Consider the following 20,356-nt stretch of genomic DNA (forward strand, 5'->3'; position numbering starts at 1 on the left):
GCATGCAGTCTGCAGATCGGTTTTTAAGGGCTTTTTAAAGGACGAGCAGCCAAGCAGCAGCGCACTCAAAGGTCATGCATCAAGCATGAGGATCACGAATATCAAAAAAACAAAGGAACAATGCTTGAACGCTTTCGCTGACAGGTCTATAAGGCTCATAGGCAGCCACGGACTCGGCGAGTTTTTGCCGGGCGGTTGCCAGACTATGCAAGGCGAAATACTCCACGCCCGCATATGTTTGCGGGCTTCATGAAACGCAGTTTTCAGGAGCGCCCCCATGGCTGTCAGCGAACGCCGTTGCCTTTCCGTCTGCATTTCCGCCTGGTTACGGCACGGCTCTGCCGGTCTGTTGGGCAGTTTGGTATTCACCTTGCCCTTCGCGGCGCAAGCGACGTGCGATCTTCACGCGCCCGTCACTGGTCAGACGGCCACCTGCGATACGGCCGTTCCCAATCCCGATACGACAGGCGTGCAAGCGGTGGCGGGCAGCACGGGCGTGGCGGTAAACGTATTGCCTGGAGCTGGCCTAAGCATCGGAAGCGGTGCGGGTGTACACGTGCGCGACCAGAGCCAGGTAACCAATAGCGGGACGATCGCGCTGACAGCGGGCAATACATCCGCCGCGATCCTGGCCGAGGGAAGTGGCAATACCATCACGAACGCGGCGACCGGCACGGTTTCCAGTCAATCCGGTTCCGGCATCGTCATGCAGGGCGGCGGCACGGTGATCAACGACGGCAACGTGCAAGCGCTGGCCGGCACCGGCATTGTTTTCTCCGGCACGGCCAATGGCGTGTTGACCAATCGCGGCACCATTGCCGGCATGACGGGAGTGACTTTCGGTGCGGGCAATGACCGTCTGGAGATGCTGGCGGGTTCGATCACCGGCGCCGTCACGTCGGGAGCGGGCAATGACACCTTGATCCTGAGCGGAGGCCAGCTGGATACGGTCAACCAGGGTGATGGTGATGATCGGTTCGAAGTCAGTGGTGGAGGAGTGACCGGCAATGTCCAGCAGGGCAACGGTGTCGATGATTTCCTGATGACCGCCGGTCAGATCGGGTCGCTGTCGCAGGGCGATAGCCGCGACACGTTTGTCATGAACAACGGTCGCATCGTCGGTGTGTTCGAAGATGGCGACACCGCCACCATGACCGGTGGCCGGATCGGTCGCGTGGATATGAAGCTGGACAACAACCTCTTCGATATGTCCGGCGGCACCATCGATGGCAACCTGATCGCCGGTTTCGGCCACGACACCATTCTGCTCAAGGATGGCTACATAGGCGGCAACATCAGTGTCAGCGGTGGCAATGACGTGGTCACCGTCACCGGCGGCGTCGTGCGCGGTGAAGTACGGGTCAGCTTCGGCGACGACGCTTTCACGTGGGATGGCGGCGGCATCATCTATGGCGCGATAGATTTGGGCGCGGATACCGATTCGGCGATATTGCACAATCTCAACGCTTCGCACCTGGGTGCGATGCCGCTGCTCAGCGGCGGCGTTGGCGTGGATACGCTGACGTTCGATAACGTATCCACCCATGGCGTCGCACGCTTCGCGAACTGGGAAACCGTCAACCTGACGGACGACACCGAGCTGACGTTCGACGGCAATCTGACGTTGGGCGATGCGGCAAGCGGCACAGGCGCGTTGAACGTGGATGCCAGCAGCACGTTGTTCGCTGGCAACGGCGCCAACGCGTCCGTCCTGGCGTTCTCCGCCGGACAATTGGTGAACGTGGTCAACTCTGGACGGATCGACCTGACCCAGGGCGCCAGCGGCGCGACCGATACGTTCACGATCGCCGGCAACTATGTGGGCAACAACGCGGCATTGTTCCTGCAGACGGTGCTTGGCGACGACAGCTCGCTGTCGGACAAGTTGGTGATCTCCGGTGGTAGCGCCAGCGGCACCACCGGACTTGGCATCGTGAATCTTGGCGGCGGTGGTGCCTCCACGGTGCTGGACGGCATCCTGGTGGTGCAGGCCATCAATGGCGGCAGCACGGCCGACGGTGCGTTCGCGTTGACCGCGCCTGTGGCAGCAGGCGCCTTCGAATATTTCCTCTTCAAGGGCGGTGTCAGTGCAGGGACAATGGAAAACTGGTATCTGCGGTCGACCTTGGTAAATCCGCCCGCGCCTGAGCAACCCGCTCCCGCGCCGGCTCCCGCGCCTGATCCATTGCAGCCGCCGCCGCCTTTGGTACCGACGGCGCCAGAACCACCCGCCGCGCCGCCGCCGGCCTTGCCACCCGCACCACCACCGCCCGATGAAACGGCACCCCCGCCGCCGCCGGATCAGCCCGAACCACCTCCGCCGGCGCCGCCGCCGGCGCCTCCAGCGGCGACGCCCCCAGCACCGCCGCCGGCAGTGCCGCCCACGCCTACCAACCCGGCGCCGGTACCTACGCCTACACAATCGGCGCCGCCGACACCCGGCGCGACCGCATCGACGGCTGCCATCGTGCCGCTCTATCGCGTCGAAACGCCTGCTTACGCCGTGGTACCGCCGGTAGTGCATCAGTTGGCGCTGGTTTCACTAGGCACTTTCCATGAGCGCCAGGGCGAACAAGGGCTTTTGCGCGGCGAAGGCGCTGTGCGCTCCGCCTGGGGAAGAGTGATGGGGCAGGACACCGAGCAGAGCTGGCACGGCACGGTCGCCCCGACTTTCGACGGCTCGCTGTGGGGCGTGCAGGCCGGCGTCGATGTATTCGCACGCGAAGCCGACGACGGTCAGCGCGACCACGTAGGCTTGTTCGTGGGGCGTACCCGTACCGACGGCGACGTCAGAGGTTTCGCCTTGGGCTGGAACAATCTGGCCGTCGGCACTCTGGAGCTGGACGACAAGCATGTCGGTTTGTACTGGACGCACGTCGGCGCGGAGGGTGGCTATCTGGATGCCGTGCTGATGGGCAGCCGCTACGACGGCAATGCAGATTCCAGTCGCGGCATCGGTATCGACCTGGAAGGCGATGGCTTGATGGCATCGATCGAAGCCGGCTCTCCATGGGCACTGAGGGATGAAGGCCGCTGGACGTTGGAGCCGCAGCTGCAAGTGATCTGGCAACGCATCGATTTCGACAACCAGACGGATCCGTTTTCAGAAATCGCTTTCGATTCCGACAACTCGGTGATCGGCCGGTTCGGCCTGCGCCTGGCTGGAAACTACGACACCTCGAACGGATGGGTGCAGCCATACTTGAAGCTCAACATCTGGCACGGATTCGGCGGCGAAGATCGCCTCCGTTTCGGCAGCGACCTGGTGGTCACGGAACAGAGTTTCAGCGCGATCGAATTCGGTGGCGGCGTGGTCTTTAACGTCAACGACCGCTTCAGCCTGTTCGCGGTGGCCGACTACACCATCGACAGCGGTGATGATGGCGAGGAGCGCAAGTCCTTTGAAGGCAATGCGGGCGTACGGTTCACTTGGTAGCCCAGCAACACCGCTACGCTGCGCATGAAGCGCCCCAAGTAGAGCGGAGCTTGCTCCGCTGCCATTTGTTATCGCCAACAGCGCATGGGTTTTTCGCTTTTTGTAGGAGCGGCGTCCCGCCGCGAGCTCTCCCGTCAGACCGCGACAAAGCGAAGAGCTCGCGCCGAGGACGGCGCTTCCACAGAAGCGTGGGTATTTCGCTTTTGTAGGAGCGGCGTCCCGCCGCGAGCTCTCCCGTCAGATCACGACAAAGCGAAGAGCTCGCGCCGAGGACGGCGCTCTCACAGGAGCGTGGGTATTTCGCTTTTGTAGGAGCGGCGTCCCGCCGCGAGCTCTCCCGTCAGATCACGACAAAGCGAAGAACTCGCGCCGAGGACGGCGCTTCCACAGAAGCGTGGGTATTTCGCTTTTGTAGGAGCGGCGTCCCGCCGCGAGCTCTCCCGTCAGATCACGACAAAGCGAAGAACTCGCGCCGAGGACGGCGCTTCCACAGAAGCGTGGGTGCTTAGCTTTTGTAGGAGCGGCGTCCCGCCGCGAGCTCTCCCGTCAGATCGCGACAAAGCGAAGAGCTCGCGCCGAGGACGGCGCTCCCACAGAAGCGTGGGTGTTTCGCTTTGGGCTTGTAGCCGGTCAGCCGACCAACCCACGCGTCCGTGCTATCCGATACATACCCAATGCGGCGAGCTGCTCGGAATGGCGTTGCACGCCGATGCCCAGCGCTAGCAGGGCGTGCGCGTAGGCGGATAGCAAGCGGTCGCTGCCTATCAGATGCACCTGTGCCGGGCGGGGCGCGCGCGTGAGCAATTCGGAGGCGTGCACTTCATGTCCGATCAGCAGACCTGACAGGTAGGAGGGTAGAGCGGCTTCGGTGAAGCGCTGGAACAACCCGGCGGTACGCACGCCGAACAGGTGGTGCAGCAGACCGCCTGATTGCGCACTGCGCCGCAAGCCGGCGTCGAAGGCGTAGGCATCGAAGCGCGGCGCGTCCGCGTTCATCAGCTTGCCGAGGATGCTGTGCTGGCGAAGGAGGGCGTAGACCTCGCCGGTCATCGCGGTAGCGAAAGACGCGATGCGTCCTTCCCGCACCGTCGCCCATTTGCTGTGGGTTCCGGGCAGGCAGATCATGTGCGTGCCCTGGTTCATCGTGTCCAGCAAGCCGCAGAGCTGCGTTTCCTCGCCACGCATCACATCCGGTGCTTCCAGATCCGATCCGGTCGTCATGCCGGGAACGAACCAAAGTGCCCGGCCAGCGAACTCCGGCACATCCAGGCGCTTCATGCCGGCGGCGAGTTCGGGGATGCCGGCGGGGCATTCCAGGTAAGGCATTTCCAGCCAGCCGTTGCGGCTGCCGATCATGCCGCTGAGCACGATGTCGGTGTCGTCCCAACCATCGATCTGAGTGGCGAGCGCGGCGGCGAAATTTCCTTCGCAAGCCAGAATGCCCAGATCGGCCCTGCGTTGCTCGATCGCCTTGCCTTTCGCGTCCAATCGGTACGCACGCAAGCTGCTGGTGCCCCAATCGACCGCGATCATGGTGTTTCCACCCGGCTTTCAGGCAAACCCAATGTGCCTGGCAGTGTCCACTGGAAAACCCCGCCAGAATCGGGAGCGGCGCCCAGTGCGATGTCATCCAGTCCGGTTCGCGCGGTGGTGATGTAAAGGCGATCGTAGGCCGCACCGCCAATCGCGCAGCAGGACGGCTGGTTCGCGGGAACCGCGACAATGCGATCGACGCTGCCATCCGGACGGTAGCGCACCACTTGTCCGCCACCCCACTGTGCGTTCCATAGGCAGCCTTCGGCATCGATGATCGATCCGTCCGGCTCGGCGGTGGGATGGTCCAATTCCGCGAACACCCGCTGATGGGACACGGTCGCCGTCGACGCGTTGTAATCGCAGCAAAGAATGCGCCGCTGCGGCGAATCGCAGTAGTACATGATCGCCCCATCGGGGCTGAAGCAAATCGAATTGGGAATGGCAGCGTTGGGCAGCGCCAGGCGACGCAGTCCATGTTTCACCGAGTATTGATAGAAGCTGCCGATCGGCGCGCCGTCAGCGCGTTCGCTCTTTGTGCCGAAAACGAAATTGCCCTGGCGATCGGCGCGGCCGTCATTGAGGCGGGTTTCATGATTGTCCGCTTCCACATCGGCTACGTGCTTCAACGGTAGCGCGGCGTCGGAGGAGGTGCCGAGAGCGGCATCAATATCCGCCGCATACAGCCCCTTGGCCAAACCCAATAGCAGGCGACCCGTTCGGCCCAATGCCAGGCAACCGAGACGGTCCGGCAGCGGCCAATTGCGGGTAGCGCCGCTAGCGGGTGTATGCATCCACAACCGGCAACCTTCTATATCGGTCCAGAACAGGGCCGCACGCTGATCGCACCAGAGAATGCCTTCGCCCAACGCACAGCGGCTGTCGACAACCAGGGCCGCCATTGCGTCTGTCATTGGTATCTCCTCGCTGGTGTTTGGGAAATTCACTGGCTCACCACTCCGCGACACTGCCATCGGCATGACGCCAGAGGGGATTGCGCCAGTCGGGCGGATTCTTGCTGGCTTGCAGCAGCCGTTCTTCATCCATTTCCACGCCCAGGCCCGGTTTGGGCAGCGCGGCGATGTTGCCATCGACGCAGCTGAAGTCTTCCTTGTTCAGCACGTAGTCCAGCAGGTCGGCGTGCTCGTTGTAATGGATACCGATACTTTGTTCTTGCAACACCGCATTGTGCGCAACGAAATCCAGCTGCAGGCATGCGGCCAGCGCCACCGGGCCCAGCGGGCAATGTGGCGCCAGGGCCACATCGTAGGCCTCGGCCATCGCAGCGATCTTGAAGCACTCGGTGATGCCGCCGGCATGCGAGAGATCCGGCTGGATGATCGACAGTCCGCCCGCCGCGAGCACGCGCTTGAACTCGAAGCGCGAGTACATGCGCTCGCCGGCAGCCAGCGGGATGGAAGTGGCATCCGCAAGGCGACCGTAGTATTCGGATTGTTCCGGCAGCACCGGTTCTTCGACGAACAACGGACGGTACGGCTCCAGTTCGCGCAGCAGTACGCGCGCCATCGGCGCACCCACCCGACCATGGAAATCGACCCCGAAGTTGATGGTGTTGCCGAACGCGGCGCGGATTTCCGCGACCTTGGCGACCGCCGCATCGACGGCGATGGCGTTGTCGACCAAGGCCAGTTCTTCAGTGCCGTTGAATTTGAAGGTATCGAAACCCAGCGCTTTCAGTTCGCGGATCTGCGCGATGATTTCCGCGGGGCGATCGCCGCCAACCCAGCGGTAGGTTTTCATGCGGTCGCGGACGCAGCCGCCCAGCAGTTCGTAGACCGGCACGCCCAGCGCCTTGCCTTTGATGTCCCACAAGGCCTGGTCGATGCCGGCGATGGCGCTCATCAGTATCGGACCGCCGCGATAGAAGCCACCGCGATACAAGGTCTGCCATAGATCATTGATGCGGGCGGGATCCTTGCCGATCAGATAATCGGACAGTTCGTGCACCGCCGCTTCCACCGTGCGCGAGCGGCCTTCGATGACCGGTTCGCCCCAGCCGACGATACCTTCATCGGTTTCCATCTTGAGGAACAGCCACCGCGGCGCGGCGTGATAAGTGCTCAGTCGCACGATTTTCATGAGGCGGAGTCCATGGAGGCGTGATCCGCAGAAGCGGGCTTCGCAGAAGAATGTTCGAGATAGGCTTGCCGGAAAGCACGTGCGCTGTCGCGCGTGCGTTCGATCGGTTGGCCCGGTTTGTAGAGTTCGCCGCCGATGCCGGCGCCCGTGCTTCCAGCGGAGAGATAGCCATGAAGCGTGGTGGGATTGACGCCACCGACGACGAACAAAGGAAGAGGAGGTAGCACGGCACGCAATGCGCGTATCAGATCCGGGCCGTAGACCGAAGCCGGAAACAGCTTCAGCATCTGCGCGCCAGCATCGATCGCGGCGAAGGCTTCGGATGCCGTGGCAAAGCCGGCCACCACCCGCAAACCGCGATTTACGGCATAGCGGATCAGTTCCGGGCGAGTATTCGGGGTGACGATAAAGCGCGCGCCCAATGCTTCCAGCGCATCCACGTCGCGCTCGCGCAATACGGTGCCGCCACCTATCCAGGCCTTGTCGCCGAAGCTGCGGGCTGCCGCGCCGATGCTGTCGGCCCAGTCCGGCGAGTTGAGCGGGATTTCGATGGCGTCGTAGTCTTCGTCCAACAGCGTCTGCACATGCGCCAGCGTTTCGCCCGGTGTGATGCCACGCAGGATGGCGATCAGCGGCAGACGAAAAGGCGATGTATACAGCGGGTCGGTGTGTGCACTCATATTCGTGTCGGTCGCGATGGATCAATCGTGGTAAAGCTGTGAGCGGCCGCCATCGATCAGGATGTCGGTGGCATTGATATAGCGCGCTTCGTCGCTGGCCAGGAACAAGGCGGTATACGCCACTTCTTCCGGCAGACCAATGCGCTTGCACGGCAGCAGTTCGGTTTGTTCGCGTTCTTGCGCCTGGCTCACCGCGACTTCCACCGAAGTCCGATCGGTGATATCGGCGATGAGATGGGTGATGCGGTCACCATGGTTGACCCCATCATGCGTCGCTGGATTGCGGTCCAGTCCAAAAACATGCGCGCCCTGGTCGGCAAACAAGCGAGCCGTGGCCGCACCAATGCCGCTGGCGGCGCCGGTGACCAGTGCAACCTTGCCTTGTAGGCGTCCGCTCACGGCCACATCCGCAAACGAACCCGTTCGCGATCCTGCTGCGCTCGGCAGGCGGCCCGCGTGCGGTGTCCGCAATGCTCACGTATTCCACATACGCTGCGCTCCGCCACGAACCGCCCGCCTTCGCTCACGACGGGTCGTGAACAGGTTCGAAGTTTTGCGCACGTCATCGGCAAGGCGGCAGCGGCCAGGCAGCCGATGCGTTTGGAATACGCCATGGACCCTCCTCCAGGCATGACAGTTCGATGATGCGAGCGATGTCCGCCGTCCTGTGTCGGACGGTCGTACACAACACGCATGGGTGCTGCTTGTGAGTCGACCCGCTTAAGACTTACGGTCCGGCGCCGGCCATTCCTCCGGGAACCGATTACATAGACTGCCCGCAAATATATATTCGACAAATGAAATTTTCGCCATATGCTATTCCGTAGATGAATACTAGAGCGTGCGATCTGGGAGGGTTGCCTGCATGGTCCAACCGAGCACCAGCTGGTTCAATGCGTCGCGGCTGAAGACACGGCATTTACTTCTATTGCTGCATCTATATGAGCAGCGCACGGTGCTGAAGGCAGCCGAGGCCGCCAGCATGACCCAGCCTGCAGCGTCCAAGCTGCTGGCCGAGATGGAAGACATGCTGGGGGTGAAGCTGTTCGAACGCCACGCCCGCGGCGTTGAGCCCACCTGGTACGGCCAGATACTGATCCGGCGCGCACGGTCGGCGCTGTCGGAGATCGGCCGCGCCTACGACGAGATATCGTCGATGCGCAGTGGGCAGATGGGTCAGGCGTCCATCGGCACCGTGGTAAATCCGGGTACCAATCTGGTCCCGCAGGCCATCGCCATGGTCAAGCGCGACTATCCCGACATACTGATCCGGGTGGAGATGGACTACAGCCGTCCATTGGTAGCCAAGCTGCTGGATGGTCACCTGGATATCGTCATCGGCCGCATCATCGGTCCTGAAGGTGCGGGCGAACTTCAGTTCGAGCCACTGGCGGACGAACCGCACTCGGTCATCGCCCGTGCCGGCCATCCACTCACCCAATACCCGCGGCTGGAACATGCCGACCTGGTGGAATACGGCTGGATTCTGCCGCCCGCTGCCAGCGTGCTGCGCGCGCGGTTGGATTCGGTATTCCTGGAGCACGGACTACAGCGGCCGCGCAACATCATCGAAACCTCGTCGCTGCCGGTCATCACCAACTTACTGCGCACCAGCGATCTGTTGACCGCGTTGCCGGTGGAATCAGTGGCGCCTTATCTGCAATCCAATCAACTCACCGTGCTGCCGATTCAACTCGGTGTACGCATGGAGTTCTTCGGCATCATCCGCCGTCGCGATCAACTGTTGTCGCCGGGCGCCGAGCGTGTACTGGAAGCCTTGCGAAGCACGGCACGCCGTTTGTATCCGGAACCGCTGACGCCTGCCGCTTCTTCGCCACGACTGCCCGAAGCCGGCAACGAGTAACAGTTATTACCTTCGGGATGGGCGTGCTATGTCGGAAATGACATAGCCACCGCTCAATATTTCATTGGTCGGGCATGTCAACCACGCCTATGCTGCGGCTGAAGTCGCCGTTCGGTCATTTTATGACCAGCAACGAGACAGGTACGGCAAAGATCGCCAGACAAGGCGGGCGGCGGAAACCGGAGGGAAGCCGGTCATCGGCACGCCGGAGCACGACGACAACATACATATAAGCCAGAGCCGGAGCTGGCGCGGTGCGGAACCCGGCAATCACAAGGGCGGAGCTACGCAATAACTGGCCAGAAATGGCTGTAGTGCGCGCAGACGCACGCGGCTAATACAACTCAAATCACCGTTCGTCATGTGTCCTGGGAGGGAACAACCATGTCAACGCAACATCGCCGCCAGCCGGCACACACGGCCGCGGGCCGTCGTTCCAATCGCATCCAATTCCCCCGCACCCTCATCGCGCTAAGCATCGCAGCCTTGTTGAGTGCGCAGGCACAGGCGCAGACACAACCAGAACCGCAGCCGCAAGCTACACCGCAGCCGGCCGCGGAGCAGCAACAAGCCGTCCAGCTGGACACGGTCACCGTCACCGGCATCCGCGGCTCTGTCTACCGGGCGCAGGACATCAAGCGCAGCGCCGACACCTTCGTCGATTCGGTCACCGCACTGGATATCGGCGCGCTGCCCGATCGCAGCGTCACTGAAACACTGTCGCGTATCCCCGGCGTGACCATCGACCGATTCCTGTCGGTGGGCGATCCGGAACACTTCTCGGCCGAAGGCGGTGGCGTGCAGGTCCGTGGTCTGACCCAGGTACGGTCCGAACTCAACGGTCGCGATAGCTTCTCCGCCTCCGGCGGACGCAACTTGAGCTTTCAGGACGTGCCTTCGGAACTGATGGCCGGCGTCGACGTCTACAAGAACCAGAAGGCCGACATGATCGAAGGCGGCCTGGGTGGCAGCGTGGACCTGCGCACCTTCATGCCGTTCGACTTCGACGGCCAGCGGATCAGTGGCAGCTTCAGCTATAACTACGGCGACTTCTCCGAGAAATACAAGCCTTCTGCCTCGGCGCTGTACAGCAACAACTGGGACACCAGCGTCGGCAAGGTTGGCCTCTTGGTCGATATCGCGCACTCGGAGCTGTCCACCCGCACCGACGGCATGTTCGTGCGGCCATTCTTCAATACCAGCAACACTGATCTGAACGGCGACGGCACCAACGAAGAACTCTGGCTGCCGCGCGGCGCCGACTGGCGCACGCTGGAATACGAGCGCGAACGACAAGGCGCTTACGTTGCCCTGCAGTGGCAGCCTACCGATGACGTCGAGCTCTACGCCACCGTCTTCCAGAGCCGGTACGATGAACTCTGGAACGAGGACGCCATCTTCGTCGGGAACGATCCGCTTGCGGTCGCGCTCGACACCAGCCAGCCCTATGAGCTGGACGGTAATGTGTTCCGCTCTGGCCGGCTCATCCAGCCCGGTGACATCCCCATGGGAACGGATATTCGCGCTTCCCACCGCGAATCCAAGACCACCGACTTCTCGTTCGGCTTGAAGTGGACGCTCAGCGAAGCCACCGAACTAACGACCGACTTCCAATACATCAAGGCCACCACCGAGAGTCTGGATTCCACGGTGGCGCTGGGCGTCAACGTGCCGTACATCGACGTGGCTCTCGGTGGCGGCACGCCGCGCATCGGCGTCGACCAGCAGTTCACGGGGGACCCCAGCAACTACTATTGGGGTTTCACGATGGATCACCAGGACGATAACCTGGCCGAGGAACTGGCCTGGCGCGCCGACCTCAAGCACAGTTTCGATGGCGGCTTCATCAAAGCGATCAAGGGCGGCGTACGCATTACCCAGCGCGACGCGACCAGTATCGATACCGGCTATAACTGGCATGCGCTGTTTCAGACATGGATGGGCTTGGCGAGCCTGCCAGGGTTGGATCTTAATGATCAGGTCAATTCCAGCCTGGCCCACCTGAACCAGTTCAAGAATTTCTACCGCGGCGATGCCAACACTCCTGGCGGTTTCTATGCTCCGGTGCTGTCCACAGCGCTAGGCTTCCCTGCCAGTTATGTGGCTCTGCACGACGCGGCTGTCGCAAATGGCTCCACTTGGACCTGGTATTCGCCTACCGTGATTGGTCCACAGCACACCAACCAGCAGGACGAAACGACCGAGGCTGCCTACTTGATGGTCAACTTCGGCAGCGATGACGCGCTGTTCGATGGCAACATCGGCGTGCGTGTGGTGCGTACCGAGAATTCCGCCAGCGGGTTCCTGGTCTATCCAGCCCAACCTCTTGCGCCCTATCTGGGTGCTGGATCGGAGCCGATTTCCGCCCGCAATTCCTACACCGACGTGTTGCCCAGCATGAATCTCCGTTGGGAACCGGTCGAGAACCTGATCGTGCGCTTCGCAGCCTCCAAAGCCATCGCCCGACCGGCTTTCAGCGACATGCAGGCCTACCAGGATCTGAACGCCGATGTTGAGGAAGGCTACACACCAGAGCCGGGCCAGCCGGTGCCGATCGACCGGCTGAACCTCACCGGCAGTTCCACCGACAACCCCTATCTGGAGCCGATGAAGGCCAACCAGTTCGATCTGTCGCTGGAGTGGTATTTCGACCCGGACAAGGGCGGCATGGCTTGGATCAACTTCTTCCACAAGGACATCAAGGACTATTTCCGCAACCAGACGCAACTGGTGCCCTATCCGGGTGCTGACGGCAACGAATACGAGTACTTGATCACGCGCACCATCAACACCGGTGAGGCGCGCATCCAGGGTGCCGAGATCGGCTGGAACCAGTTCTTCGACTTCCTGCCAGCACCATTCGATGGCTTCGGCATCTCGGCCAACTACACCTACATCGACAGCTCGACCAAAGTGCCAAACGAAGTTGATGCGCAGCCGGTCGACACCGACGGCTCGCTGTTCGGCGATCTGCCGGCCGACGGCCTGTCCAAGAACTCCTACAACGTAGCTGCGTTCTACGAGAAGGGACCGTGGCAGATCCGTGTGGCCTACAACTGGCGCAGCAAATACCTACTGTCGGTCGGACCGAATGGTTATAACGGCAACAACGACAACATTGCCTGGAAGCTGCCGGTGTACAGCGACGACTACGGACAGCTGGACAGCTCGATCTTCTACCGATTCAACGAGCACGTGCAGATTGGCCTGGAGATGAACAATCTCAACAATGCAGAACAACGCACGATCATGGACCAGAACGGTGCTGGCGAGCGCGTTACCTCGTGGTACGTGAATGACAGGCGGTACGCCGCGACGATCCGTGTAACGTTCTAAGCGCGATACGGCGGGAAGACGGGGCGTTTCCTCCTCTTCCCGCTCTCGTTTGTCTTTATTTTTCGTCGGGACGTGGCCCCGACCTGCCTACCTCTCATGCTTGCAATAAGAATTCCGCAATCGCCTTGATCGGCCCGACCCATGTAGGAGTGGCGTCCCGCCGCGAGCTGTTGACGTTTGCGTAGCGTGCGCTGTGCGCACCAATTGTTGCGCAATCGGGAGCGGCAACGCTTGTGTGTACAGCGCACGCTACGCGAGCCATCGTCCCCACATCCATGACATCCGCTGAAAGCGGCAAACTCGCGCAAAAATGTCGCACTGCATCATTCAATAGTTATATAGATCGCGGCGAATATTTCATTGGTGTGGAATGTCACAGCAACCTATCCTGCGGTCCAGCTGAACTATTGGGCGATGCGTGATCGCTGCAGGCCTTGCGATGACGAATTGCCGTAAGGGTATTTCGCTGCATCGGAGTAGGAGACGCCGATGTATCCGGAACGGACGTCGACGTGCCGCTCGCGATGCCGTCGATTGACGTCTGGCCATGGAAAATGGTGGCAGCAGTGTGCAGGGGCCATCGACTTGAAAACACAACATTAAAGTCCAGGCCGACCGGTGCGCCGGCGAGTTGGGACAACGGTATTCGTAACAAGTGGTGCCCTGGGAGGGAACAATTTGATGTCAAGGCAACAACGCCGTGCTCCGGCAGATCAGACCGTGGCTCGCACACCCATTCGCAAACTCCAGCACACGGCCACTGCCCTGAGCCTCGCCGCCCTGCTGAGCGCCACAGCCCATGCGCAGCATGTGCAACCGGCAACGGACGGAGAAGACAAAGGTGCGGTTGAGTTGGACACGGCGGTGGTAATCGGTATTCGCAGCAGCGTTCCCCGGGCGCAGGCCATCAACCGGAACACCGGACTGATCGTCGCTTCGATCAAAGACATCGGCGAGCTGCCCCGCAACAAGGTCGATCGCCGCTACGGCATCACCTTGCGGGCCAGCCTGTAAGGCGCACCAAGCATGTCCACCCGCCTTCGTTCGCGCTTCCTCTCCCTTGCGCGGGCGCAGGCGGGTGGCGGTTCTCGCTCTGCTGCGTCGATTCGACGCGCCTGATGGAGACTGTTCGCTGATGGCCGCTAGCGCATTTCCGTATCAAGCCCTGCCAGATTCGTCACTCCGGCGCAGGCCGGGACCTGGCGACTTCTGGTACCGGGAGTGCAAGGTACTGGGCCCCGGCGTGCGCCGGGATGACAATGATTCAATTCCGGCAAAAGAGGGAGCAAATCTCCCTCAATTCCTCTTGACCCGTCATTCGGCTGTTGAAAGCGTAAAAGGGGAAAGCAAAGCGCGGGGCGTTCTTGCACGCTTGCGCCGCTGGCGACAAACGGCGCTACTGGCGCTTCTCGCTTGCGCTGCTTCTTCGGCAGCCTTTGCCGCCGATGTGCCCTACCAATGGCAGAACGTCGCCATTGGTGGCGGTGGATTCGTCACCGGCCTGACTTATCACCCTGCCGAACGCGGCCTGGCCTATGCGCGCACCGATGTGGGCGGCGCCTATCGTTGGGACGCCAAGGGCAAGCGCTGGGTACCGCTGACCGATTGGATCGGCAAGGAAGACGTCAACCTGCTCGGCATCGAAAGCCTGGCCATCGATCCGTCCGATCCCAATCGCGTTTACCTTGCCGCCGGCACGTACACCAACCCCAAGATCGGCAACGGCGCCATTCTGCGTTCGCAAGACCGTGGCGCGACATTCCAGCGCAGCGACCTGCCGTTCAAGCTGGGCGGCAACGAACTCTCGCGCGGTAACGGCGAACGGTTGGCGGTCGATCCGAACGACGGCCGCGTACTGTTCCTGGGTTCGCGTAGTCACGGACTATGGCGTAGCGAAGATCATGGCGCGAGTTGGAAACCAGTGGAAAGTTTCCCCGCCATCGCCTCTTCGCCAGCCGCCAGCGCACAAGGCTGGAACAACCGCACGCAACAGATCGGCATCGTGTTCGTGACGTTCGAAGCGGCCAGCGGCAAGCCGGGCGCGCCTACACCGAAGCTCTATGCCGGTGTTTCCACTCAGGAAGCCAGTCTCTATCAATCCGACGATGGCGGCCGCAGCTGGCGCGCGGTGCCTGGCCAGCCCACCGGTTTGCGACCCAACCACATGGCGCGTGGCAGTGACGGTACCTATTACCTGAGCTATGCGGACTTGCCGGGCCCGGACAAGATGAGCAATGGCGCGGTGTGGAAGTACGTTCCCGCCTCCGGAGCCTGGACGGAAATCACACCGGCGCCGCAATCCATCGACACCGAGAAGGACGGTTTCGGCTGGGGCGCGGTAACGGTGGATCCGCAGAACCCGAAGGTACTGCTGGCCAGCACATTCACTCGCTACGGACCGCACGACGACATCTTCCGAAGCATCGATGGCGGCGTGACATGGAAGGCGCTGTTTGCGCGTTCGGATTTCGACCACAGCGTGTCGCGCTGGACGGCGGATCACACGCCGCACTGGATGGCCGATATCGAAATCGATCCGTACAACTCCGACGAGGCGATGTTCGTCACCGGCTACGGCATCTGGGCGTCACGCAATCTGACTGCCTTCGACGACGGCACTTCGCGTGTGCAGTGGTGGTTCAAGAACACCTATCTGGAAGAAACCGTCCCGTTGGACCTGATCAGCCCGCCGGAGGGCGCGCACCTGCTCAGCGCGGTGGGCGACATCGACGGTTTCCGCCATGATGATCTGACCGTGCCGCCGCTGCAGTTCGCCGGACCACGCCTGACCAATGGCGAGAGCATCGCCTATGCCGGCAAAGCGCCTTCGATCATCGTGCGCAGCGGCACCGTGCGCGATCGCAACAACAACGAGGTGCGCGCCGCGTACTCGTTGGATGGCGGAAAAAGCTGGGCGCTGTTCGCCAGCGAACCACCGGAAGGCGAGGGCGCCGGGCATATCACCATCGCCGCCGACGGCAAGCGCGTCATCTGGCAGCCGAAGAACGCCGGCACCTGGATCACCGACGATTTCGGCAAGCGCTGGCAGGCGGTCAAGGGTCTTCCCGCACGTGCGGTGGTGGAGGCCGATCGCGTTGATGAAGGTATCTACTACGGTTACGACGCAAGCACCGGCAAGCTGTATGTCAGCGGCAACGGCGGCGTTGAGTTCAAGGAAGCCGGCGGTGGTACCGGTGACGTGGGCGACTGGCACCGCGCGGAAGTGCATCCGTCGCCCAGCGAAACCGCCAAGGTGTATATCACCGCGTCCTGGCGCGGCCTGCTGCGCTGGTCCCCGGGCAAGTTGGAACGATTGCCCGACGTGGAAAACGCTTTCTCGCTCGGCTTGGGCAAGCCGCGTACCGAAGGCGGGCCATACACGCTGTTCCTGCACGGTCAGGTGAAAGGCAAAGTGGGCATGTTCCGTTCCGACGACGACGGCCGCAGCTGGCAGCGCATCGACGACGATGCGCATCGCTTCGGCCAGATCTCGCATGTGACCGGCGACCCGCGCGTGTACGGGCGCGTCTACTTCGCCACCGGCGGCCGTGGAATCGTTTATGGCGATCCGCGCTGAAGTGAACCGCATTGAGTTAACCAGCCCGCTGCGAGCGGGCTGGTTTGCTGTGGCCTTGCTGTTGTCTCTGCCGATGTTCGCTCAAGCGCAAGGCTATACCGCACGTCCCCAGGACGCTGCAGCACCTGCTCCAGTATCTGCCGCACCGGTGGACAATCTGCAGTCGCCGCTGACCAACCTGCCAGCACGCCAGCGCCGCAGTCTCAATGGCCCATGGCAGGCGCTGGTGGACGCCTATGGTTCTGGCATAGGCGACTGGAAGGCTGTGTGGAAGGACAAGACGGCTACCGGCAAGCATGACTTCTTCGAGTACGGGTTCGATGACAGCAACACCTTGCAGGTGCCGGGCGACTTCAACACGCAGCGGCCGGAGCTGACCTGGTTGGAAGGTTCGGTGTGGTACCGCAAGGCGTTCGAATACGATCTCATCAAGGCACAGCGTAGCGGCCGCCGCCTGTTCGTCCATTTCGGCGGCGCCAACTATCGAACGGATGTATTTCTCAACGGCGAGAAGCTGGGTAGCCACGAAGGCGGCTTCACGCCGTTCCAGTTCGAACTGACCGGCAAGTTGCGTGATGGCGAGAACCGGCTGCTGGTGCACGTCGATAGTCAGCGGCGCAAGGACGGCATTCCGGCGCAAGGCTTCGATTGGTTCAACTACGGCGGTTTGACCCGCGATGTGGATCTGGTGGAAACACCGGCGACCTATATCCAGGATTACGCCATCCAACTGGCGCCAGGTTCGCTGCGGCGGGTGGAAGGCTGGGTAAAGCTTGCTGGCGCAGCGCCACAACAACCCGTGCAGGTACGCATCGCCGAACTCGGCGTGGACGCGCGCGTGCAAACCAATGCGGAAGGCCTGGCGAAACTGAGTTTCGAAGCACCTTTCCAACCGTGGTCGCCGGCGCAGCCGAAACTCTACCGAGTGAGCGTGTCGACTCCCGACGATGCATTGGAAGAAGCGATCGGCTTCCGCAGCATCGCCGTGCGCGGTGATGAGATCCTGCTCAACGGCAAGCCGGTGTTCCTGCGCGGCGTCAATCTCCACGAAGAGATCGACAGCCGCCGCGCGCATTCGCCTGCCGATGCCGAACGCCTGCTGGGGCACGCCAAGCAACTGGGTGCCAATTTTGTCCGTCTGTCGCACTATCCGTACAGCGAGCATCTGGTGCGACTGGCGGATCGCATGGGCCTGCTGCTATGGCAGGAAATTCCCGTCTATCAAGGCATCGATTTCGCCGACGCCGGCATGCAGGCCAAACTCGATACGATGTTGAGCGAAATGATCGGTCGCGACCGTAATCGCGCTGCGGTGATTTTCTGGGGCATCGCCAACGAAACCTCGCCGGGACCCGAGCGCAATGCGGCGCTCGCCGCACTGGCGCAACGCAGCCGCGAGTTGGATCCGACCCGCCTGGTATCAGCGGCGCTGTACGGCCCGGGCTTCCATGGCAATACGCTCACCGTCTCCGATCCGCTGGTCGCATCGTTGGATGTGGTGGGCGTCAATGAATACTTCGGCTGGTATACGCCGTGGCCGGTGGAGCCTGAGCAAGCGGTGTGGAAGCCGTTCGGCAAGCCGCTGCTTATCACCGAGTTCGGTGCCGAAGCGCGACTGGGGAATCACGGTGCGAACGATGTGGCCAGTGCCTGGAACGAGGAATTCCAGGCCGAGTTCTACAACAAGCAGCTACGCATGCTGAAGCGGATTCCATTTTTGCGCGGCGTCGCCCCCTGGGTCATGGCGGATTTCCGTTCGCCGGTACGTTTGCATCCGTTCCAGGCGGGTTATAACCGCAAGGGACTGTTATCCGAACGTGGTGAGCGCAAGCAGGCTTGGCACGTGATCCACGACTACTACCAGGAGATTGGCCGGTGAAACCGTTGCTTGCGTGGCTGGGCGCGCTGGTTCTGTTCTCGCCATGCGCACAGGCGAAGGTGGAGTTGCCACTGTTGTTCTCCGACGGCGCCGTCGTGCAGCGCGACAAGCCGTTGCCGGTATGGGGCTGGGCTTCGCCGGGAGCGAATATCGAAGTGGAGTTCGATGGCCGCAGCGCCACCGCTACCGCGGCTAAGGACGGTGCCTGGCGCGTCGAGCTGCCTGCACACAAGGCCGGCGGTCCGTACACCTTGCGTGTTCGCGGGGATGGTGAACCCGTCGCCGTGAGGGACGTGCTGGTGGGTGATGTCTGGCTGGCCTCGGGCCAGTCGAACATGGAGTGGCCGCTGCACCAGGCGAAAGATGCGCAGCAGGCCATCGCGAGCGCCAACGATCCGCTGATCCGCCATTTCAAGGTGCCGAAATCGTGGTCAGAGAAGCCGGAGACGCGTCTGGTTGGAGGTTCCTGGAAAGCGGCGTCGCCGCAAACCGTGGGCGAATTCTCGGCAGTGGGTTACCACTTTGCCCGCGAATTGCGCGCCAACACCGGGGTGCCGATCGGCATCATCAACAGTACCTGGGGCGGTAGCCGCGTCGAAGCCTGGATGGATGGACAGACGCTGGGCATCGAGACTACCCGCCTGGCCAAGCGCATGCGCGACCTGCGGGTGAAAGAAGATCGCGACATGGCCATCGTGGAAGGCAAGTTGGCGCAGTGGGGCGCACTGCCGGCGGACGATACCGGCTGGCAGGTCGCCGACCTGGACGATTCGGCATGGGTCGATATCGCCGTGCCTGTGCTGTGGGAAGAAGCGGGCTGGTTGGGCCTGGACGGTGTGGGCTGGTATCGCACTTCGTTTCAACTGACTGCGGAACAGGCGCGCAACGGCGTGCGCGTGTCGTTCGGCCGCGTGGATGATTCAGATCAAGCCTGGGTGAATGGCGTTGCGGTCGGCGGTATCACGCGCGAATACAACACGCCGCGCCAGTACGACGTGCCTGCGAAGGCATTGCGCGCGGGTCGCAACGTGCTGGCCGTCAAGGTGATCGATGATGGCGGTGGCGGCGGCATTCATGGCAGCGCGGAGGAACTGCATGTACAGCTCGCCGACGGCACCCGCTTGCCGCTCGCGCGCGAATGGAAGTTCCGCGTGGCCCAGGCTCGCCTCGATGCCAGCGATGGCAAGAACCTGATCGAGACGCTGCTGTACAACCAGATGATCCTCCCCGCGCAGCCGTATGCTCTGCGCGGCGTCATCTGGTACCAGGGCGAGGCCAATGCCGACAAGTTGGCCGATGCGTATCGCTATCGCGAGCAGTTTCCCGCGTTGATCGGCCAATGGCGGCGTCAATGGAATGCGCCGCAACTGCCGTTCCTCTGGGTACAGCTGGCGAACTTCGACAGCGGCGTGGACGTGTCAACCGAAGGCCGCACCGAAAGCCCGTGGGCAATGCTGCGCGAATCGCAATCGCGCACGCTGGCGCTTCTCGCTACCGCGCAGGTGGTGACGATCGATGTCGGCGACGCCAAGGACATCCATCCGCTAGACAAGAAAACGGTCGGACATCGGCTGGCGTTGGCCGCACGCCATGTGGTTTATGGCGAAACGCTGGTGTATTCCGGGCCGGTTTACCGCAGCGTGAGTCTTGAAGCTGGCCGCGCACGCGTGGTGTTCGACCTGGGCGACAGCGCCTTGGCGATACGCGGCAGTGGCAACGAACTTCATGGTTTCGAGATCGCCGGTGCCGATCGCAAGTTCCATCCGGCGCGTGCCGTCATCGATGGCGATACCGTCGTCGTCAGCAGCGATGCCGTCGCAAAACCCCAAGCGGTGCGTTACGCCTGGCGCGACAATCCCGAAGACGCCAACCTGATCAATCGCGATGGCTTGCCCGCATCGCCCTTCCGTACCGATGCTTGGTAACGGCATGCCCGCATCAAGGAGAACAA

General features: G+C 62.1%; 12 protein-coding genes. 7 read left to right on the top strand and 5 right to left on the bottom strand.

The genetic code is table 11. From position 1 onward, the window contains the following. Positions 1–277 precede the first annotated feature (277 nt). The gene (locus AADW18_RS15370; RefSeq protein WP_337344262.1) at positions 278–3,436 is read left to right on the top strand and encodes an autotransporter domain-containing protein; all 3,159 of its coding nucleotides are present in this window, start codon (positions 278–280) and stop codon (positions 3,434–3,436) included. A gap of 630 nt (positions 3,437–4,066) precedes the next feature. Here the strand turns inward: AADW18_RS15370 and AADW18_RS15375 are convergent. From AADW18_RS15375 to AADW18_RS15395, 5 genes are read right to left on the bottom strand one after another with little or no spacing between them, the layout of a single operon-like run. Further along, a complete protein-coding gene (locus AADW18_RS15375; RefSeq protein ID WP_337344263.1) occupies positions 4,067–4,969 on the bottom strand; it encodes a 2-dehydro-3-deoxygalactonokinase in 903 nt (300 codons plus the stop codon). After that, entirely contained in the window at positions 4,966–5,883 is a 918-nt protein-coding gene (locus tag AADW18_RS15380) for an SMP-30/gluconolactonase/LRE family protein (RefSeq protein ID WP_337344264.1), read from the bottom strand. The genes AADW18_RS15375 and AADW18_RS15380 overlap by 4 nt, the downstream gene beginning before the upstream one ends. A gap of 37 nt (positions 5,884–5,920) precedes the next feature. Beyond that, positions 5,921–7,069, bottom strand: coding sequence for a galactonate dehydratase (dgoD, locus tag AADW18_RS15385; RefSeq protein WP_337344265.1), 1,149 nt, complete (start codon positions 7,067–7,069; stop codon positions 5,921–5,923). Further along, positions 7,066–7,749: a 2-dehydro-3-deoxy-6-phosphogalactonate aldolase gene (locus AADW18_RS15390; RefSeq protein WP_337344266.1), complete on the bottom strand. Its 684-nt coding sequence runs from the start codon at positions 7,747–7,749 to the stop codon at positions 7,066–7,068. Before AADW18_RS15390 ends, dgoD begins: the two co-directional genes overlap by 4 nt. 21 nt (positions 7,750–7,770) lie before the next feature. Beyond that, the gene (locus tag AADW18_RS15395) at positions 7,771–8,148 is read right to left on the bottom strand and encodes an SDR family oxidoreductase (RefSeq protein ID WP_337344267.1); all 378 of its coding nucleotides are present in this window, start codon (positions 8,146–8,148) and stop codon (positions 7,771–7,773) included. A gap of 466 nt (positions 8,149–8,614) precedes the next feature. On the opposite strand from AADW18_RS15395, the gene AADW18_RS15400 reads away from it, so the two are divergent. The 6 genes from AADW18_RS15400 (at position 8,615) to AADW18_RS15425 (ending at position 20,330) form a co-directional block, all read left to right on the top strand. Beyond that, positions 8,615–9,613 (top strand): LysR substrate-binding domain-containing protein, encoded by a 999-nt coding sequence (locus tag AADW18_RS15400; RefSeq protein WP_337344268.1) that lies wholly within the window; start codon positions 8,615–8,617, stop codon positions 9,611–9,613. Between the two features lie 384 nt (positions 9,614–9,997). After that, positions 9,998–12,949, top strand: a complete 2,952-nt coding sequence (locus AADW18_RS15405) for a TonB-dependent receptor (RefSeq protein ID WP_337344269.1) — start codon at positions 9,998–10,000, stop codon at positions 12,947–12,949. 681 nt (positions 12,950–13,630) lie between these two features. Beyond that, the gene (locus tag AADW18_RS15410) at positions 13,631–13,963 is read left to right on the top strand and encodes a hypothetical protein (protein ID WP_337344270.1); all 333 of its coding nucleotides are present in this window, start codon (positions 13,631–13,633) and stop codon (positions 13,961–13,963) included. 385 nt (positions 13,964–14,348) lie between these two features. After that, positions 14,349–16,526, top strand: coding sequence for a cellulase (locus AADW18_RS15415; RefSeq protein WP_337344293.1), 2,178 nt, complete (start codon positions 14,349–14,351; stop codon positions 16,524–16,526). After that, complete coding sequence (locus tag AADW18_RS15420; protein WP_337344271.1) at positions 16,510–18,405, top strand: glycoside hydrolase family 2 TIM barrel-domain containing protein; 1,896 nt, start codon at positions 16,510–16,512, stop codon at positions 18,403–18,405. The genes AADW18_RS15415 and AADW18_RS15420 overlap by 17 nt, the downstream gene beginning before the upstream one ends. Then, complete coding sequence (locus tag AADW18_RS15425; RefSeq protein WP_337344272.1) at positions 18,402–20,330, top strand: sialate O-acetylesterase; 1,929 nt, start codon at positions 18,402–18,404, stop codon at positions 20,328–20,330. The genes AADW18_RS15420 and AADW18_RS15425 overlap by 4 nt, the downstream gene beginning before the upstream one ends. The last annotated feature ends 26 nt before the right edge of the window (positions 20,331–20,356 follow it).

The sequence above is a fragment of the Pseudoxanthomonas sp. CCNWLY206-1 genome (genome assembly GCF_039710385.1).
Taxonomy (GTDB): Bacteria; Pseudomonadota; Gammaproteobacteria; order Xanthomonadales; family Xanthomonadaceae; genus Pseudoxanthomonas_A.

Excerpts from the sequence above, each read along its gene's own strand:
- AADW18_RS15390 (WP_337344266.1), bottom strand. The coding sequence starts at position 7,749 with ATGAGTGCACACACCGACCCGCTGTATACATCGCCTTTTCGTCTGCCG.
- AADW18_RS15405 (WP_337344269.1), top strand. The coding sequence starts at position 9,998 with ATGTCAACGCAACATCGCCGCCAGCCGGCACACACGGCCGCGGGCCGT.
- dgoD (WP_337344265.1), bottom strand. The coding sequence starts at position 7,069 with ATGAAAATCGTGCGACTGAGCACTTATCACGCCGCGCCGCGGTGGCTG.
- AADW18_RS15420 (WP_337344271.1), top strand. The coding sequence starts at position 16,510 with ATGGCGATCCGCGCTGAAGTGAACCGCATTGAGTTAACCAGCCCGCTG.
- AADW18_RS15375 (WP_337344263.1), bottom strand. The coding sequence starts at position 4,969 with ATGATCGCGGTCGATTGGGGCACCAGCAGCTTGCGTGCGTACCGATTG.
- AADW18_RS15400 (WP_337344268.1), top strand. The coding sequence starts at position 8,615 with ATGGTCCAACCGAGCACCAGCTGGTTCAATGCGTCGCGGCTGAAGACA.
- AADW18_RS15380 (WP_337344264.1), bottom strand. The coding sequence starts at position 5,883 with ATGACAGACGCAATGGCGGCCCTGGTTGTCGACAGCCGCTGTGCGTTG.
- AADW18_RS15370 (WP_337344262.1), top strand. The coding sequence starts at position 278 with ATGGCTGTCAGCGAACGCCGTTGCCTTTCCGTCTGCATTTCCGCCTGG.
- AADW18_RS15410 (WP_337344270.1), top strand. The coding sequence starts at position 13,631 with ATGTCAAGGCAACAACGCCGTGCTCCGGCAGATCAGACCGTGGCTCGC.